Source organism: Verticiella alkaliphila (genome assembly GCF_018904615.1).
In the GTDB taxonomy this organism is placed as follows: Bacteria; Pseudomonadota; Gammaproteobacteria; order Burkholderiales; family Burkholderiaceae_B; genus Verticiella; species Verticiella alkaliphila.
The window spans coordinates 26,373-43,678 of the sequence record NZ_JADCNH010000018.1 but is presented as its reverse complement, the minus strand read 5'-3'; the positions used below and the strand labels follow the sequence as shown (position 1 = coordinate 43,678).

General features: G+C 68.4%; 12 protein-coding genes. 5 read left to right on the top strand and 7 right to left on the bottom strand.

Annotated elements, in window-relative coordinates; genetic code table 11:
• The first annotated feature begins 3 nt into the window (after window positions 1–3).
• Both IMZ29_RS12940 and IMZ29_RS12935 read left to right on the top strand, forming a co-directional pair.
• Window positions 4–309 (top strand): NAD(P) transhydrogenase subunit alpha part 2, encoded by a 306-nt coding sequence (locus tag IMZ29_RS12940; protein ID WP_216184530.1) that lies wholly within the window; start codon window positions 4–6, stop codon window positions 307–309.
• Between the two features lie 44 nt (window positions 310–353).
• Window positions 354–1,793, top strand: coding sequence for an NAD(P)(+) transhydrogenase (Re/Si-specific) subunit beta (locus IMZ29_RS12935; protein ID WP_216184527.1), 1,440 nt, complete (start codon window positions 354–356; stop codon window positions 1,791–1,793).
• Between the two features lie 72 nt (window positions 1,794–1,865).
• Here IMZ29_RS12935 and IMZ29_RS12930 read toward each other — a convergent pair whose 3' ends face one another.
• From IMZ29_RS12930 to ispD, 6 genes are all read right to left on the bottom strand, one after another.
• Window positions 1,866–2,843 carry an NAD(P)H-dependent flavin oxidoreductase gene (locus tag IMZ29_RS12930; protein WP_216184524.1) on the bottom strand — a complete coding sequence of 326 codons (978 nt, stop codon included), beginning with the start codon at window positions 2,841–2,843 and terminating at the stop codon, window positions 1,866–1,868.
• A 77-nt stretch (window positions 2,844–2,920) separates the two neighbouring features.
• Window positions 2,921–4,180 carry an MFS transporter gene (locus tag IMZ29_RS12925; RefSeq protein ID WP_216184521.1) on the bottom strand — a complete coding sequence of 420 codons (1,260 nt, stop codon included), beginning with the start codon at window positions 4,178–4,180 and terminating at the stop codon, window positions 2,921–2,923.
• Window positions 4,177–4,959 carry a peroxide stress protein YaaA gene (gene yaaA, locus IMZ29_RS12920; protein WP_216184518.1) on the bottom strand — a complete coding sequence of 261 codons (783 nt, stop codon included), beginning with the start codon at window positions 4,957–4,959 and terminating at the stop codon, window positions 4,177–4,179. Before yaaA ends, IMZ29_RS12925 begins: the two co-directional genes overlap by 4 nt.
• Window positions 4,960–5,082: 123 nt before the next feature.
• Window positions 5,083–5,865: a 3-hydroxybutyrate dehydrogenase gene (locus tag IMZ29_RS12915; protein ID WP_216184516.1), complete on the bottom strand. Its 783-nt coding sequence runs from the start codon at window positions 5,863–5,865 to the stop codon at window positions 5,083–5,085.
• Between the two features lie 167 nt (window positions 5,866–6,032).
• Window positions 6,033–6,524: a 2-C-methyl-D-erythritol 2,4-cyclodiphosphate synthase gene (gene ispF / locus IMZ29_RS12910; protein WP_216184512.1), complete on the bottom strand. Its 492-nt coding sequence runs from the start codon at window positions 6,522–6,524 to the stop codon at window positions 6,033–6,035.
• Window positions 6,521–7,237, bottom strand: a complete 717-nt coding sequence (gene ispD, locus IMZ29_RS12905; RefSeq protein WP_216184508.1) for a 2-C-methyl-D-erythritol 4-phosphate cytidylyltransferase — start codon at window positions 7,235–7,237, stop codon at window positions 6,521–6,523. The genes ispF and ispD overlap by 4 nt, the downstream gene beginning before the upstream one ends.
• Before the next feature lie 79 nt (window positions 7,238–7,316).
• Here ispD and mfd point away from each other — a divergent pair, with 79 nt between their 5' ends.
• Window positions 7,317–10,760: a transcription-repair coupling factor gene (mfd, locus tag IMZ29_RS12900; protein ID WP_216184505.1), complete on the top strand. Its 3,444-nt coding sequence runs from the start codon at window positions 7,317–7,319 to the stop codon at window positions 10,758–10,760.
• Window positions 10,761–10,791: 31 nt separating this feature from the next.
• Window positions 10,792–12,192: an L-lactate permease gene (locus IMZ29_RS12895; protein ID WP_216184502.1), complete on the top strand. Its 1,401-nt coding sequence runs from the start codon at window positions 10,792–10,794 to the stop codon at window positions 12,190–12,192.
• A gap of 72 nt (window positions 12,193–12,264) precedes the next feature.
• Here IMZ29_RS12895 and IMZ29_RS12890 read toward each other — a convergent pair whose 3' ends face one another.
• Entirely contained in the window at window positions 12,265–13,671 is a 1,407-nt protein-coding gene (locus IMZ29_RS12890) for a lysozyme inhibitor LprI family protein (protein WP_216184499.1), read from the bottom strand.
• A gap of 156 nt (window positions 13,672–13,827) precedes the next feature.
• Here IMZ29_RS12890 and IMZ29_RS12885 point away from each other — a divergent pair, with 156 nt between their 5' ends.
• Window positions 13,828–17,283, top strand: coding sequence for a hybrid sensor histidine kinase/response regulator (locus IMZ29_RS12885; RefSeq protein WP_216184496.1), 3,456 nt, complete (start codon window positions 13,828–13,830; stop codon window positions 17,281–17,283).
• The last annotated feature ends 23 nt before the right edge of the window (window positions 17,284–17,306 follow it).

The window sequence follows — 17,306 nt, the reverse complement described above, 5'->3', positions numbered from 1 at the left end:
GCCATGCCCAGCATCGACCCCACCCTGCTCAATCTCATCATCTTCGTGCTGGCCGTCTACGTGGGCTATCACGTCGTCTGGAACGTGACGCCTGCGCTGCACACGCCGTTGATGGCGGTGACCAACGCCATCTCGGCCATCGTGATCGTGGGCGCCATGCTGGCTGCGGCCCTCACCACGGGCGGGCTCGCCAAATCCATGGGCGTGATCGCCGTGGCGCTGGCGGCCGTGAACGTGTTCGGCGGGTTTCTGGTGACGCGCCGCATGCTGGAGATGTTCCGCAAGAAGGACCGCAAGACGCCGCAGTAGCGGCCCCGCACGTAGCCGATTCCCGCCGGGCAGGAGAAGCCTCCATGCTGTCGTTGAACGTCGTCACCCTGCTGTATCTCGTGGCCGCTGTGTGCTTCATCCAGGCGCTGAAGGGGCTCTCGCATCCCACCACGTCCCGCCGTGGCAATCTCTTCGGCATGGTCGGCATGGCCATTGCCATCGTCACCACTGCGGGCCTCATGCACACGTTGTCGCTGCACATGCCGCAGGTGAATCTCGCGAGCGGGCTGGCCTGGGTGCTGGGGGCGCTGATCGTGGGCGGCGCCATCGGCACCCGCATGGCGCAACGCGTACCCATGACGCAGATGCCGGAGCTGGTGGCCTTCATGCACAGCATGATCGGGCTCGCGGCTGTGTGCATCGCCGTGGCGGTGATCGCCGAGCCGCAGGCCTTCGGCCTCACTGCCGCGCCGGGCCTTCCCATTCCACTGGGCAACCGGGTCGAGCTCTTCATCGGCACCTTCGTCGGCGCGATCACGTTCTCGGGCTCCGTCATCGCGTTCGGCAAGCTCTCGGGCCGCTTCAAGCTGCGGGTGTTCCAGGGCGCACCCGTGGTGTTCCGGGGTCAGCACCTGCTCAATGCGGTACTGGGCACGGTGATGCTGGCCGGTGGCGTGCTCTTCGCGCTCGATGGCCATTGGGCGCCCTTCATCGTCATGACGCTCATCGCCTTCGCACTGGGCGTGCTGCTCATCATTCCGATCGGCGGCGCAGACATGCCCGTAGTGGTGTCCATGCTCAACAGCTACTCGGGCTGGGCAGCGGCCGGCATCGGCTTCTCGCTCAACAACCCCATGCTCATCATCGCAGGCTCGCTGGTGGGCTCGAGCGGGGCGATCCTGTCCTACATCATGTGCAAGGCGATGAACCGCTCGTTCTTCAACGTGATCCTGGGCGGCTTCGGCGGCGAAGCGGCGCAAGGTGCCGCAGCGCAGGCTGAGCGCAGCGTGAAGTCAGGCAGCGCGGATGATGCGGCCTTTCTGCTGGGTAACGCGGATTCGGTCATCATCGTGCCGGGCTACGGCCTGGCCGTGGCGCGCGCGCAGCATCCGTTGAAGGAGCTCGCGGCCAAGCTCACCGAGAAGGGCGTCACGGTGCGCTATGCGATCCATCCGGTGGCCGGCCGCATGCCGGGCCACATGAACGTGCTGCTGGCCGAAGCCGAGGTGCCCTACGACCAGGTCTTCGAGATGGACGACATCAACGCCGAATTCGGGCAGACCGACGTGGTGCTGGTGCTGGGCGCCAACGACGTCGTCAACCCTGCGGCGCATGATCCGGGCTCACCTATCGCAGGCATGCCGATCCTGGAAGCCTACAAGGCACGCACGGTGATCGTGAACAAGCGCTCCATGGCCGCGGGCTATGCGGGCCTGGACAACGATCTCTTCTACCTGGACAAGACGATGATGGTCTTTGGCGACGCCAAGAAGGTCGTCGAGGACATGGCCAAGGCGCTCTGAGGCGCAACGGGCCGTGCGCTCGCACGGCCCGTCTCATGGGGGCGCAGCGTGCAGCGGCACGCCCGCCCCCGATCACGCAGCCGCGCGCACGCCCGGGAAGTACTGCTGACGCGCTTCGGCATATTCGCGGGCCAGGCGCGCGATGAACTCGCGCGCGGGCAGCACCTCGCGAATGGTGCCGATGCCCTGGCCGCAGCCCCAGATCTCCTTCCAGGCCTTCGGCTTCTCGCGATCGGAGCCGAAGTTCATCTTGGTCGGGTCGCTCACTGGCAGGTTGTCCGGATCCAGGCCGGCGGCCTCGATGGAGGGACGCAGGTAATTGCCCAACACGCCCGTGAAGAGGTTGCTGTAGATGATGTCGTCGGACGTGGCATCGACGATGGCCTGCTTGTAGGCGTCCACGGCGCGCGCTTCTTCGGTGGCGATGAAGGCCGAGCCGATGTAGGCGAAGTCCGCGCCCAGGACCTGCGCGGCGAGCACGGCGCGCCCGCTGGCGATGGAGCCGCTCAGGGCGAGCGGGCCGTCGAACCACTCACGGATTTCCTGGATGAGCGCGAAGGGGCTCTTGCTGCCGGCATGACCGCCCGCGCCCGCTGCAACCGCGATGAGGCCGTCGGCGCCCTTCTCGATCGCCTTGTGGGCGAAGCGATTGTTGATCACGTCATGCAGGACCACGCCGCCGTAGGCGTGGATGGCCTGGTTCACGTCCTCGCGCGCACCCAGCGAAGTGATGATGATCGGCACCTTGTACTTGGCGACCATCTCCATGTCGTGCTCGAGCCGGTCGTTGCTCTTGTGCACGATCTGGTTGATCGCGAACGGCGCAGCGGGCTTGTCCGGGTTGGCGCGGTTGTAGTCCGCCAGCGTTTCGGTGATCTCGTGCAGCCACTCGTCCAGCTGTGCGGCGGGGCGCGCGTTCAGCGCAGGCATGGAGCCTACGACACCCGCCTTGCACTGCTCGATGACGAGCTTGGGATTGCTGATGATGAAAAGCGGCGAGCCGATGATGGGCAGGGGCAACGAGCCCAGCGGCGCGGGAAGCCTCGACATGGTGTCTCCAGTATTGGATGGTGCGGACGGCGCGGGCCGCCCTTTTTTGCTGACGTCACCATCCTGTTTACCACACTCTACCGGGCTGCTGTCGTGCCCGGCCCCGTCTGACGTCGGGCCGGCCAGAAATAGGCGGCCGCGCCCAGCAACTGCAGGCCGAGCAGCACGGCCCACGCCGTGCGATGGGCAGCGGCAGGGGCACGGCCATCGGGCAGCGTCGGCCACAGATCGACGATCGCACCCACGCCCGCCTGACAGACGAAGATCATGAGAAACATCGACAAGGTCATCGTCGTGCTCACCCGGCCCAGCATCTCGACCGGATAGCGCTCGGCCATGACGGCATAGGACAGAATGGTGGCCGAGCCGAACACCCCGTAGGCCACCCACAGCAGGGCGTCGGGCACGGGCAGCGACCAGGGCAGGATCATGAGGAGCTGGACGACGAGAAAAAGACTCATCCCGAGCCCGGCGAAGCCGCGCAGGCCGAGGCCCAGACGCTCCACCTTGCGCGCCATCAGACCGAGCACGATGTTGCCGCCCACCATCGACAGACCCAGCACCGACACTAGGCCTGCCGCGGCATCCGGGGCAAGACCGCGCACGTCGCGCAGATACGGCGCCACCCAGAGCGACTGCACGGCATAGAACGCGCCGCCCGTGAGGACGGCAAAGAGCGACAACCGCCAGAACCCCGGGTCGCGCGCGATGTCGCGCGTGCCCTGCCACTGCTCGGCCAGCGTCGGGCGCCGGGCCGGCAACTGCTCGCCGGCACGGCCCCCGAACCACACGGCCACGGCCACGAGCACCGTTGGCAGCGCGATCAGCATGCTCACCGTCCGCCAGTCGAGGTGCGCCATCAGCGCGGACAACGGCGTGCCCACCACGACGCCCCCCATGCCGCCGATCGCCATGATGAGGCCGTTGAGCATGGGCAGCCGCGACAGCGGAAAGACCTGCACGAGGGCCTTGAACGCCGCGCCCAGACAGACCGCGACGCCAATGCCCACCATGGCCCGGCCCACCACCAGCCCGGCGATGCTGTGCGAGGCGCCGAACACCACCGTGCCCGCCGCTGCGAGCAACATCAGAATGGCATTGACGCGCCGCGGCCCGTAGGTGTCGATCAGGATGCCCGCGGGGATCTGCACCGCCGAGAACGCCAGGAAGTACACCCCGGTGAGCAGGCCCAGGTCACGCGAAGACAGGCCGAGCTCGGCCTGCAGCGGCGGGCCGAAGCCGATATTGACGCCGCGAAACAGGTAGGAGATGAAGTAGCCCAGCGCGAAGACGAGAAAGACAGCGAGCGCGCCGCGACCCGCCACGCGCGCGGTCATGCTGTCTTGCGCCGGAACACGAGACGCTCGTCGGCCGACGCCTTGGCATCGTAGCGGTAGCCCTCGAGGTCGAAGTCACGCAAGTCGGCCACCTTCTTCGGGCGATGCAGCGCGGCGAACCGGGCCATCAGCCCGCGGGCGCGCTTGGCGTGAAAGCTGATGATCTTGTACTCGCCGTTCTTCCAGTCCTCGAACACGCACGGAATCACCGGGGCCTTGAGCGTCTGCAGGCGCACGGACTTGAAGTATTCCTCGGAAGCGAGGTTCACGACCGCCCGCTCCCCGCTCGCCTCGTCCAGACGCGCGTTGAGATGCTCGGCGATCGTGTCGCCCCAGAAGCCATACAGGTTCTTCGCGTTGCCCACCGGCAGACGCGTGCCCATCTCCAGACGATACGGGCGCATGAGATCGAACGGGCGCAGTACGCCGTACAGACCGCTCAGGATCGCCAGGTGATCCTGGGCCCACGTGAGTGCCTTGGGGGGCAGCGTTGCCGCCTCCAGACCTTCGTAGACGTCGCCGTTGAAGGCCAGCACGGCAGGCCGGGATTCCTTGGCGGTGAAGCGCGGCTTCCACTGGGCGTAGCGCTCGACATTGAGCTCGGCGAGGTTGTCGCTGAGCTTCATCAGCGCCGCAATGTCGTCGGCGGATTTCTCGCGCAGCACGTCGATGAGCTGGCTCGCCTGCTTGACGAACACGGGTTGCGTGGGCTCGGGCAGTGCCGGATCGAGCGGAGTTTCGTAATCGAGGGATTTTGCAGGCGAGAGCGTAAACAGCATGGGGGAGTCTGGATCAGGAAAAGCGGGCACACGCCGCAGCGCAGCGCCCGGGAGGCCGCCATCGCCATGACGACGGGCCTGGAGAGGTAGCGGGTCGCGCCACGCGCGACCCGATTCGCGGCGTCAGGCGGCGGTCCAGCCACCGTCCACGGGCAACAGCGTCCCCGTCATCGAACGCGCGCCGTCGCTGGCAAGGAACACGGCGAGGGCAGCCACTTCCTCGACCGTGACGAACTCCTTGGTGGGCTGGGCAGCAAGGAGCACGTCGCGCTTGACGGCTTCTTCGGAGATGCCACGCGCCTTGGCCGTGTCCGGCACCTGGCGCTCGACGAGCGGCGTCCAGACATAGCCGGGGCAGATCGCGTTGACGGTGATGCCCAGTTGCGCGACTTCGAGCGCAGCCGTCTTGGTGAGCCCGGCGATGCCGTGCTTGGCGGCCACGTAGGCGGACTTGTAGGGCGAGGCCACCAGGGCGTGCGCGGACGCCGTGTTGATGATCCGGCCCCAGCGGCGCGCCTTCATGCCGGGCAGCACGGCCCGCATCGTGTGGAACGCCGAGGACAGGTTGATCGCGATGATCGCGTTCCACTTGTCGATCGGGAACTCGTCGATGGGCGACACATGCTGGATGCCTGCGTTGTTCACGAGGATGTCGACCTTGCCGAGCGTGGACTCGGCCTCGCGCACCATGGCTTCGATCTGGTCCGGCTGCGTCATGTCGGCGGCCGAATACAGGGCGCGCACGCCGAAATCCGTCTCGATGGCCTGGCGTGCGGCCTCGATCTGCGCCGCGTCGCCCAGGCCGTTGATCATGACGTCGGCGCCCTGGGCGGCGAAGGCGCGGGCATAGGCCAGGCCGATCCCGCTGGTCGAGCCCGTGACGAGGGCGGATTTACCTTTCAGCATGCGAACTCCTCGGAACATCGGCGACGCGCAAGAGCGGCGTGCGCCAGGGAACCCAGAGTATACGAGCCGCCCGACACCGGGCCCGGCCGCGCGCTGCCGTGATATGGCAGCGCCTGTGACGGCGCGGCAGACAGGCCCGCAGGGGCTGCCTGCCGCGCGGTGCCACGCTAGCCTGCCCGCGCGAGCAGCGTGACGACGGTGGCCGCGATGCCTTCACGGCGGCCGAGAAAGCCGAGCGATTCGTTGGTCTTGGCCTTGATATTCACACAGCCCACATCCGGCAGGCCGAGATCGGCAGCGATGTTGGCCTGCATGGCGGGCGCATGCGGGCCGATCTTGGGCGCCTGCGCATGAACGGTGGCGTCCACGTTGACCACCGCCCACCCCGCCGCCTGCACCTTCGCGTACGCCTCGCGCAGCAGGACGCGGCTGTCCGCGCCCTTCCATTGCGGATCGGTATCGGGAAAGTGGCGGCCGATGTCGCCCAGGCCGGCGGCGCCCAGCACCGCATCGGTGACGGCGTGCAGCAGCACATCGGCATCCGAATGGCCCGCCAGGCCCTTGTCGTAGGGGATCGTGACCCCGCCGATGATGAGCGGGCGCCCTTCCACGAGCGCGTGTACGTCGTAACCCTGCCCCACTCGCATTGCCTGCGTCATCCCAGCCATCGTTCCATCCATGCAAAATCGTCCGGCCAGGTGACCTTGGCATTCGCCATGGCTCCTGGCACCAGCAGCGGCCGGTGCCCAGCCGCCTCCACCGCGCCGGCTTCGTCCGTGGGCGCGAAGCCCTCGCGCGTGACCGTGGCGAAGGCCTCGGCCAGCAGACCGGCGCGGAACATCTGTGGCGTCTGCGCCTGCCAGAGATTCTCGCGCGACAACGTGCGTGCCACGCGCGAGCCACCCGCAAGGACCTCGCCCTCCTTGACCGTGTCGGCCACCGGCAAGGCGAGCAGCCCGCCGACGGCATCCTGCAGGCAGGTGTCGATCAACCGCGCCAGCGCCTCGGCGGGCAAGCCCGGGCGCGCCGCATCGTGCACCAGCACCCAGTCGCGGGGGCCGGGGCGCAGCGTATCGAGCGCATTGGCCACCGTCTCATGCCGCGTCTCACCGCCGCATGCCAGCACCGCGGTGCGCGGCAGCCCGGAGAGCACCGCATCGGCCAGGCCGTCGCCAGGCGCCACGGCAACCACGACACGGGTGATGCGACGTTCGGCGAGCAAGGCTTCCACGCTCCAGCGCAGCATCGTCTTGCCAGCGATCTGGCGGTATTGCTTGGGGCCTGCGTGCGAGCCTCGCGAGGCGCGCAGGCCGACACCGGCGGCGGGCACGATGGCGATGAGCGCCGGGCTGGCAGAATCAGGAAGCGACATGGGCGCCATCATACCCGCACGCCGAGGCCGGGCACGGGCACGGCCGCTGCTAGGCGGATTCCCTATAATCGATCGCTTCATGCCCGCCTCTGCCCCCGCCCCCGCCTGCGTCGCCACTCTGGCCGCCGCCTTGAAACCCGGCCAGCGGTACGCCCGCGCCCAGCCGCCTGGCGCCGGCGATGCCTGGCTGCTGTCCCGCCTTGCGCGCCAGACCGGCCAGCCGCTGGTCGTGCTGACCGCCGCCCCGCTCGACGCGCAGCGCCTGTCCGAGGAGATCGCGCTGTTCGATCCCAGCCTGCGGGTCTATCAGATGCCGGATTGGGAGACGCTGCCCTACGACGCGTTCTCCCCGCACCAGGATCTGATCTCGCAGCGGTTGCGCACGCTCCACGCCCTGATGCAGAAATCCGTGGACGTGCTCACGGTACCGGTGACGACCGCGCTGTACCGGCTGGCGCCCCCCTCGTTCCTCGCGGCGCACACGTTCTCGTTCCGCCAGGGCGAGCGTCTGGACGAGGCCGCGCTGCGCGATCAGCTGGTGCTGGCGAACTACACCCACGTGCAACAGGTGGCCGCCCCTGGCGAGTTCAGCATCCGCGGTGGGCTGATCGACCTGTTCCCGATGGGCTCGGCGCTGCCGTATCGCCTGGATCTCTTTGACGACACCATCGAATCCATCCGGGCTTTCGACGCGGACACGCAGCGCAGCCTGTACCCGGTGCGCGAGGTGGAGCTGCTGCCGGGGCGCGAATTCCCGATGGACGAGCCTGCACGCACGGCGTTTCGCGCGCGATTTCGGGAAGTCTTCGAAGGCGATCCGTCGCGTGCCCTGCCCTATCGGGACATCGGCAACGGCATCCCCTTTCCGGGGGTGGAGTATTACCTGCCGCTCTTCTTCGACGAGACAGCGACACTCTTCGAGTATCTCCCGAAGGACGCCGTGGCGGTCACGGTGGGTGATGCGGAGGACGCGATCCGCCGCTATCTGCAGGATACGCAGAGCCGCTACGACTTCCTGAAGAGCGACCGCGAGCGGCCCATCCTGCCGCCCACTAGCCTCCTGATGAATGAAGAGGGGCTATTTGGTGAGCTGCGCCACTTCGCCCGGCTGGCGTTCACCACGGGCGAGGACCCCGATCTCTCGGCCCCGCCGGACGTGGCAGTGCATCGTCAAGCTGCCGACCCGGTCGCCCGGTTGCGGGCGCTGGTGGCCCCGGGCACCCCGCACCGCGTGCTCCTGTGCGCCGATTCGGCCGGCCGGCGCGAGACCGTCTCGCAGATGCTCGCCGAACACGGCTTGCGCCCCGAGCCTGTCGCGAGCATCGAAGAATTCCTTGCCGGAGACGTTCATTTCGGCATCGCTGTCGCGCCCCTGTCGGTGGGCTTCGCCCTGCGCGATCCCGACGTGGTGTTGCTCACCGAGAGCGATCTGTATCCCGGCCACACGGCGGCGTCGCGCAAGCGGCGTGGCAAGGATCGCACGAGCAACGTCGAGGCGATGGTGCGCGATCTGGCCGAGCTGCGCGAGGGCGACCCGGTCGTCCACGCCCAGCACGGCATCGGCCGCTATCACGGCCTGGTCAGCATGGACCTCGGCGAAGGCGACACCGAATTCCTGCATCTGGAATACGCCAACGCCGCCACGCTCTACGTGCCGGTATCCCAGCTGCACGTCATCTCGCGCTACAGCGGGGCGGACTCGGATTCAGCCCCGCTGCACCAGCTCGGGTCCGGTCAATGGGAGAAGGCCCGCCGCAAGGCCGCCAAGCAGGCGCGCGACACCGCGGCCGAGCTCCTGAATCTCTATGCCCGGCGCGCGGCGCGCGAAGGCTTCTCCTTCAAACTGCCATTGTCCGACTACGAGGCCTTTGCCGAGACCTTCGGTTTCGAGGAAACGCCGGATCAAGCGGCCGCCATCCAGGCCGTGATCATGGACATGACCTCGGGCAAGCCCATGGACCGCCTGGTGTGTGGCGACGTGGGCTTTGGCAAGACGGAAGTCGCACTGCGGGCGGCTTTCATGGCCGTGGCCAATGACAAGCAAGTGGCCATCTTGTGCCCGACCACGCTGCTCGCCGAGCAGCATGCGGCCAACTTCGCCAACCGCTTCGCGGACTGGCCCGTGCGCGTGGCCGAGCTCTCGCGCTTTCGCTCGGCCAAGGAAACGGCCGCGGCCATCGAGCAGATCAACGACGGACGCGTGGATATCGTCATTGGTACCCACAAACTGCTCTCGGACAAGATCCAGTTCAAGCGGCTGGGCCTGGTCATCATCGACGAGGAGCACCGTTTCGGCGTGCGCCAGAAGGAAGGCTTGAAAGCCCTGCGCGCAGAAGTGGACGTGCTCACGCTCACGGCCACGCCCATTCCGCGCACACTCGGCATGTCGCTCGAAGGCCTGCGCGATTTTTCCGTGATCGCCACCGCCCCGCAAAAGCGACTGGCCATCAAGACCTTCCTGCGCCGCGAGGATGGCAGCACGATCCGCGAGGCGCTGCTGCGCGAACTGAAGCGCGGCGGCCAGGTGTACTTCCTGCACAACGAGGTGGAGACCATCCACAATCGCCGAGCGCGTCTGGAAGAGCTCGTGCCCGAGGCCCGCATTGCCGTGGCCCATGGCCAAATGCCCGAACGCGAACTCGAGCAGGTGATGAAGGACTTCTACCAGCAGCGCTTCAACGTGCTGCTGTGCACGACCATCATCGAGACGGGCATCGACGTGCCCAGCGCCAACACCATCGTGATCCATCGCGCCGATCGCTTCGGGCTCGCCCAGCTGCACCAGTTGCGCGGCCGCGTGGGGCGCTCGCACCACCAGGCCTATGCGTATCTTCTGACGCCCGGCGAGGACGCGATCACCACCAACGCCAAGAAGCGGCTCGAGGCCATCCAGTCGATGGAAGAGCTGGGCTCGGGCTTCTACCTGGCCATGCACGACCTGGAGATCCGAGGCGTGGGCGAAGTGCTCGGCGATTCGCAATCCGGCAACATCCAGGAGATCGGCTTCCAGCTCTACACCGACATGCTGGCTGACGCCGTGCGGGCGCTGAAGAACGGTCAGGAGCCGGATCTGTCCGCCCCACTCGCGGCGAGCGAGGAAGTGAATCTGCACGTGCCCGCGTTGTTGCCCAATGATTACTGCGGCGACATCCACGCCCGGCTGTCGATCTACAAGCGGCTGTCGAGCTGCGAGACGGACGACGATCTGGACCGCATGCACGAAGAGTTGATCGACCGTTTTGGCCGGCTGCCCGAAGCCGCGCAGGCGTTGCTCGAAACCCACCGGCTGCGCCTGGCCGGCCGGCGCGTTGGTGTGCACAAGATCGACGCCAATGATTCGAGCGCTGCCTTGCAGTTCGTGGCCAATCCGCCCATCGACCCCATCCGCATCATCGAACTCGTCCAGAAGAACAAGCACATCCGACTTTCCGGCCAGGACCGTCTGCGCCTGGAGATCGATGGTTCGGATCTCACCAAGCGCGTGACGGCGGTGCGCAACGTGCTGCGCAGCCTGGCGGGCTAGCGGCCGTGCGTGGCCTCGTGCCCGCGTGATCGTGACGACGCTGCTCGCCGCGCTACCCGTGCTCTCAACGCTGCTCGCGTTGGGCCTGGGCGTGCGCTCGCTGCCTGCCGCCCTTACGGGCGTTGCGGCCGCGCTCCTTGCCATCGCACTCGCCTTTCCCATGCCACCCGGCAGCATCGCACCTGCGCTGCTGCACTGGACGCCGGTGTTGGTCGAGGTGCTGCTGATCGTGGGCGGCGGGCTGCTGATGTCCGACGTCCTGCGCCAGGCGCATGGCCAGGCCCAGCTGGCTGCCTGGATCCGCGCACGGGCCGGTCAGGGTGTGGGCGCCGTGCTGCTCGTCGTCCACGGGGTGACGCCCTTTGCAGAGTCCGTTACGGGGTTCGGCATTGGGGTCACCATCGGGATACCGCTGCTCGCGCACTTCGGCCTGCCCGCACGTCACGTCGTGCTGCTGGGCTTGCTGGGCCTGTGCACTGTGCCCTGGGGCTCGATGGGGCCCGGCACCCTCATCGCCGCCACCATGGCCGGCCTGCCGTTCCAGACGCTCGGCGTGGCCTCGGGCATGGTGAGCCTCATCCCCTTCGTCGTGACCGGTGCGCTGGCGGCCTGGTTCGCGAGTGCGCCCGGGCACCGCGGCGTCGCGGTGCTGCAAGGCGTGCTGTCTGGCGTGCTGCTGACGATCACGGTGACGGGCGCCAACGCGCTGGTCGGGACGGCGCCAGCGGGCGCACTCGGTGCCCTAGCGATCATCCTCCTGCACGTGATGCGAACGCGCGCGGCGGCGGGGGCGGCACCAGCGCTCGGCCCGGCGGGACGCCGCGCGCTCGCCAGCTACGCCTTGCTGCTGGGCGGGGTGCTGGCCGCAGGTGCACTCGTGAAGGCAGCCGCGCTGCCGACATCGGCGCGTTACCTCGCCTCGCCTGCGCTGTGGCTTTTCATCGCCACCGCGGCATTCGCCGCGGGCTGGCCGGCGCGCGACTCGGCGCAGCGCGCGTGGCGTGCCTGGCGCCAGGTGGGCGCCGTCACTGCCGCCTTCATCCTGCTGGGCGTGTTGATGGCAGTGTCAGGCATGGCGGCCTTTCTGGCCCAGGTGCTGGCCCAGGCTGGCACCGCCTACCTCGGCCTCGCGCCTTTCGTCGGCGCGCTGGGCGGCTTCATCACCGGTTCCAACGCGGGCGCAAACGCCATGTTCGCCGCCACCCAGGCCAGCATCGCCCAGTCCCTCGACGTGGACGTGCTCTGGTTCATGGCCGTGCACAACGTGGCGGCGGCGTTCCTTCTGATGGCTTCGCCCGGCAAGGTCGAGATGGCCCTGCAATTGGCCGCGCCCGAAGCGGCGGCAAGCCGGCGCTGGATCCAGGCGTGGGTGGTGGGCGTCGCCCTGCTCGTGGTGAGCCTGCTTGCCGGGCTCAACGTGTTGCTGGCGTGACCGGGCCGACATCCGGCCGCTCGCGCACCGCACAGCGTCGGGCCGCGAGCGGGCCTGCATGACAAGCCTGAGCTACCGGCCGTTGTCGCCCTCCACGCGGGTCACCGTGGTGGTTACGTCGGTGACGCTGCGCCGCCCGCGCACCGTGTAAGTGGCCCGCTCGTCCGTGCCGGGACGCGCGATCTGATACTGCGCCTCCAGACCGCCGGCCTTGGCGTTGTAGAACCCGAACCAGTCCATCAGTCGCCCCACATGGCACACCCCGGCCAGGGTCACGGGGAAATCGGCCACGACCTCGAAGGTGTAGTGGCCGGGTCCCATCCCCAGGTAAGCGCTGTGCTCGTCCACGGGTGTGCCGGGCGGGATCGGGCACAGGGGCTCGCTCGACACCCCGGATGCCGGCCCTTGCGCGCGCCGCACCTGGGGTAGCGCCTTGACGAGCTCCCGGTGCTGGCGCTCGCTCAACGTCACCGGTGCACGCCCGTCCTCGCGCGTCTGCACGCGGGGCAGTTCCAGCGCATAGCGATAGTTCACCGTCACGGCGGGCACCTCGCCGACCGATTGCAGTGCGCGCAGCAGGTAGATCGTATCCACGCCGTAGTAGCCCACGCGATAGGCCGCGTAGGTCCGTCCACGCAGGCGGATCCACGTGGCATCCTGGTTGGCGCCCCGGCCGTTCAGGGAATACAGATAGGCGTCATCGTCGTCTCCCGGGCGCGTCCCGCCTGCCGCCTGGAACCTGCTGCCGACACGGCGCCACGTGCTCACGTAGGAGAAGAGCCCCGTCCCCCCCACATACGCATCGATGATCAGATCGCGCTGGCCGTCGCCATCCAGATCCACCAGCGTGTAGCCGACGTTGCCGCCTTCGGCTTCCACGGCGATCGGTGAGGCGCGCAGCGCGCGCCACTCGTCTTCAGTCACCCCCGAGGGCCGCTGCGCCGGAAGTCCGAACACGCCGGTCGGCTCCAGGCTCGCATCGGGGCCGAACGACGTGAGGCCGGCCGCGGGGATCTGGAGGGTCTCCAGCGCTCGCTCCACGGCGGATTCGGGATCTGTCCGCCGGTGCGCCTCGATCGCCGCGCGCAGGTCGTCCGCCGCCAGACGGTCGACCTCGTCGGGCACATAACGGTCCACGAGCGCGATGTCGTTCCTGAATTCGGCGATGCGCTGCGTGTAGCTGGCCTGAAGACAGTCCGCATCCCTGCCGCAGCGATCGCGCGTCTTCAGCCAGGCGCGTTGCGACGCACGCAAGGCGTCAACCGTCTGCGCGTTGCCGGCCTTCGCCAGCCCGAGGCGCCTCGCGTAGACCTCGGCAAGCGCACGATCCTGCTCGGCCAGCGCCGGCCTCTCGCAGATCGCCTGCTCGGTCGGCGTCGCCGCGCGGGCGCAGTCGAAGCTGGCGGCGAAGGCATGTTGAGACAGGGCGACCCCACTCAGGCTCAGGAGGAGGAATCCGGTCGCTAGGCGAAGTGACATGGTGCCGTCGGGAAAGGCGCGGGTCGCGCAGTGCGCCCATGCTAAAGAAGCGCGACAGCCAACGCAAAGCCGATCGGCGCACCCACGCAGGGAATGCCCCATTCCGCGCGGCACGGCACCCCGCTACACTGCCGCCAGGGAGGCGCGCGCTCGGCCATGCGAAATGGGATTCTGCTGCTGGTGTCCGTCGGCTACGCCGCGCTGCTCTTTGCCGTGGCCTGGTGGGGCGACCGCCGCCCCCTGTACCCCGACCGTCCCTGGCTGCGCCCGGTGGTCTACAGTCTCGCGCTGGCGGTCTACTGCTCGTCCTGGACGTTCTACGGCGCCGTGGGCAGCGCCCTGCGCCACGGGCTCTCGTACCTGCCGATCTATCTCGGCCCGCTGCTGCTGATGCTCTTTGGCTGGCGCATCATCGAACGCCTGGCCCTGATCGCCCGCTCGCAGAATACGGTGTCGATCTCGGATTTCATCGCCTCGCGCTACGGCCGTTCGCGCCGCCTCGCAGCCCTCGTCACGTTCATCGCCCTGGTCGGCATCCTGCCCTACCTCGCGCTGCAGTACAAGGCCGTGGCGATGAGCCTGGCGGTGCTGACGGGCGGCGAAACGGCGCACCAGTCGGTGCTGACCGACCCGGCGCTCTACGTGGCGTTACTGATGGCCTTGTTCGCAGCGCTCTTCGGCACGCGACAGGTCGACGCGACGGAGCACCACCACGGCATGATGCTCGCCATCGCGCTCGAGTCGGTGGTCAAGCTCGTGGCCATGGTGGCCGTGGGCGTCTTCGCCTGGTTCTGGTTGCGCGATGCCTCACTGGACCTGGCCGCCGGCGCCCAAGCCCTCTTTCTGCACTCGGTGCCGGACGGGTTCGTCGCGCAGACGGTATTGAGCTTTTTGGCCATCGTGTGCCTGCCACGCCAATTCCAGGTGGCCGTGGTGGAGTGCGGTGACGTGGGCGACGTGCGGCGGGCCCGCTGGATGTTCGGCGCCTACCTGCTCATCATCTCGGCGATGGTGGTGCCGGTGGCCGTGGCAGCACGCGCCATCTTCGGCGACTTCGCCGCGGGCGGGGCGGACGCCATCATGCTCACCATGCCGCTGGTGCTGGGCCGCGACTCGCTCGCGCTGGTGGCCTACATCGGCGGCTTCTCTGCGGCCACCGGTATGGTCATCGTCTCGAGCATCGCGCTCGCCACCATGGTGAGCAACGATCTCGTGATGCCGGTGCTGCTGCGCCGCGGCTGGGACAAGCGCCACGCCCAGGCGGACGTCGCCTCGCTGGTGCTCTGGGTGCGCCGGATCGTGATCGTGCTGCTGTCCGTGTGCGCCTACGCCTACTACCGCACCAGCGGCGCGGAGAACTCGCTGGCCTCCTACGGCCTCATGGCCTTCGTCGCAGTGGCGCAATTCGCCCCCGGCCTCATCGGCGGGCTGTACTGGCGGGGTGCCAGCCGACGCGGCGTGGAACTTGGCATGCTCGTGGGCTTCATCACCTGGAGCTACACCCTGCTCTTGCCCACACTGGCCGAAGCCGGCTGGTTCGACGCCGGGTGGATCGTCACGGGCCCCTTCGGCATCGCGTGGCTGCAGCCGCGCCAGCTCTTCGGCCTGGTGGGCTGGGAGCCGCTCACGCATGGCACCTTCTGGTCATTGCTGCTCAACGCGGCCGTGATGATGCTGGTGTCCGCGCGCTGGCGCCCGAGCGTGGAGGAGCGCCTGCGCATCGCGCCCTTCCTGGATCCCTACGCCAAGCAGCATGCCCTTGCCGCCGGGGAATGGCCGGGCACCACCGTCAGCATCGAGGATCTGCGCGCGCTCGCCGTGCGCATGGTGGGCGAGCAGCATGCGCATCGGGCCTTCGTCGAGCAGGCCGCGGTGCGCGGGCTACGCCTGCAGCCCAATGCCGCGGCCGACCGCGCCTGGGTGCAGTTCACCGAGCGGCTGCTCGCCGCCTCGATCGGGGCGGCCTCGGCCCGGCTGGTGATGGTGTCCATGCTGCGCGGCTCGGGCATGGAGCTCTCCGAGGTGGTCGCCGTGATGGACGAAGCCGGCCAGGAGCTGCGCTTCAACCGGGAGATCCTCGCCACCACCCTCGAGAACATCAGCGCGGGCGTGAGCATGGTCGATGCGGACATGCGCCTGGTGGCGTGGAACCGGCGCTACCAGCAGCTCTTCGAGTATCCGGACGGCATGCTGTACGTGGGCCGGCCCGTGGCGGATCTCATCCGCTTCAATGCCGAGCGCGGCGAGCTCGGCGAAGGCAACCTCGAGGAGCAGATCGGCAAGCGGGTGGACTACATGCGGGCAGGCTCACCCCACGTCTTCGAACGCGTGCGCGGTGACGGCAGCGTGATCGAGATGCGCGGCCAGCCCCTGCCGGGCGGCGGCTACGTGACGAGTTTCAACGACATCACGGACTTCAAACGTGCCGAGCGCGACCTGCGCGAAGCCAACGAGACGCTGGAGCAGCGCGTGACCGAGCGCAGCCAGGAGGCCGAGGCCGCCCAGCAATCCAAGACCCGCTTTCTCGCCGCGATCAGCCACGACGTGCTGCAGCCGCTAAACGCCGCCCGGCTCTTCGCCTCGGCCCTGCGGGCCACCGACGACGTGCAGGAACAACGCCACCTCGCGGGGCGCGTCGATGCGTCGCTGCGCGCCGCCGAGGAGCTGCTCGAAGGCCTGCTCGACGTGTCCCGCCTCGATGCCCGGGGCGCCCGGCCTACGCTGACCGATGTGGACGCGGCAGCGCTGCTGCGCGAACTCGCCGAGCAATACGACGGTCTGGCCCGTGCGCGCGGTCTGGGCCTGCGCATCCACGCGAGACCGTGCCTGGTGCGCACGGATCGTCAGCTGCTGCGGCGCGTGCTGCAGAATTTCCTGTCCAATGCGCTGCGCTACACGCGCACCGGCCGCATCGTGGTGGGCGTGCGCGTGCGCGCCCGCGATGTCACCTTTCTGGTGTGCGACACCGGGCCGGGCATCCCCGAGCAGCACATGCGGCAGATCTACGACGAGTTCAAGCGCTATCAGCAGCCGTTCGACTGGGGAGAACAAGGCCTGGGGCTCGGACTCTCGATCTGCCAGCGCATCTCCCGCATGCTCGGGCACCCGCTGCAGGCCCGCAGCATCGTCGGGCGCGGCAGCGCGTTCTGCGTGACGGTACCGCGCTCGGCCGAGGGGGCGGTGGCGCCTGCCGCGCCCCGCGCGGTGCCCGTGCAGACGGGCACGCTGGGCGGCCTGCGGGTGCTTTGCGTGGACAATGACCCAGAGATCCTGCATGGCATGCGCGCGCTGCTCGGACGCTGGCAGGTGGAGGTAGCCACCGCCAGCACAGTGGACGAGGCCATGCAGACCGCCAAGACCCACGCGCCCCACGTCTTCCTCGTGGATTACCACCTGCACGATCGCCTGGATGGCCTGGACTGTCTGGACGCGCTGCGGGCGTTGCAGTCCACGCCCTTCGTGGGCGCCCTGCTCACCGCCGACGGACGACCGGAAGTGCAGAGCGCGGCACGCGAGCGCGGCTACCGCCTGCTGACCAAACCGATACGGCCAGCCTCGCTACGCGCCTTTCTGGCAGCGCATCATCAGGCAGGTCCGCCGCCGGCGCCGTGATTGCGGTGATGCCACGCGGTGCA

What these genes read in the sequence shown, in the direction of transcription:
- yaaA (WP_216184518.1), bottom strand. Translation starts at nt 4,959, where the DNA reads ATGCTGTTTACGCTCTCGCCTGCAAAATCCCTCGATTACGAAACTCCG.
- IMZ29_RS12890 (WP_216184499.1), bottom strand. Translation starts at nt 13,671, where the DNA reads ATGTCACTTCGCCTAGCGACCGGATTCCTCCTCCTGAGCCTGAGTGGG.
- IMZ29_RS12925 (WP_216184521.1), bottom strand. Translation starts at nt 4,180, where the DNA reads ATGACCGCGCGCGTGGCGGGTCGCGGCGCGCTCGCTGTCTTTCTCGTC.
- IMZ29_RS12885 (WP_216184496.1), top strand. Translation starts at nt 13,828, where the DNA reads ATGCGAAATGGGATTCTGCTGCTGGTGTCCGTCGGCTACGCCGCGCTG.
- IMZ29_RS12935 (WP_216184527.1), top strand. Translation starts at nt 354, where the DNA reads ATGCTGTCGTTGAACGTCGTCACCCTGCTGTATCTCGTGGCCGCTGTG.
- IMZ29_RS12915 (WP_216184516.1), bottom strand. Translation starts at nt 5,865, where the DNA reads ATGCTGAAAGGTAAATCCGCCCTCGTCACGGGCTCGACCAGCGGGATC.
- ispF (WP_216184512.1), bottom strand. Translation starts at nt 6,524, where the DNA reads ATGACGCAGGCAATGCGAGTGGGGCAGGGTTACGACGTACACGCGCTC.
- mfd (WP_216184505.1), top strand. Translation starts at nt 7,317, where the DNA reads ATGCCCGCCTCTGCCCCCGCCCCCGCCTGCGTCGCCACTCTGGCCGCC.
- ispD (WP_216184508.1), bottom strand. Translation starts at nt 7,237, where the DNA reads ATGTCGCTTCCTGATTCTGCCAGCCCGGCGCTCATCGCCATCGTGCCC.
- IMZ29_RS12940 (WP_216184530.1), top strand. Translation starts at nt 4, where the DNA reads ATGCCCAGCATCGACCCCACCCTGCTCAATCTCATCATCTTCGTGCTG.
- IMZ29_RS12930 (WP_216184524.1), bottom strand. Translation starts at nt 2,843, where the DNA reads ATGTCGAGGCTTCCCGCGCCGCTGGGCTCGTTGCCCCTGCCCATCATC.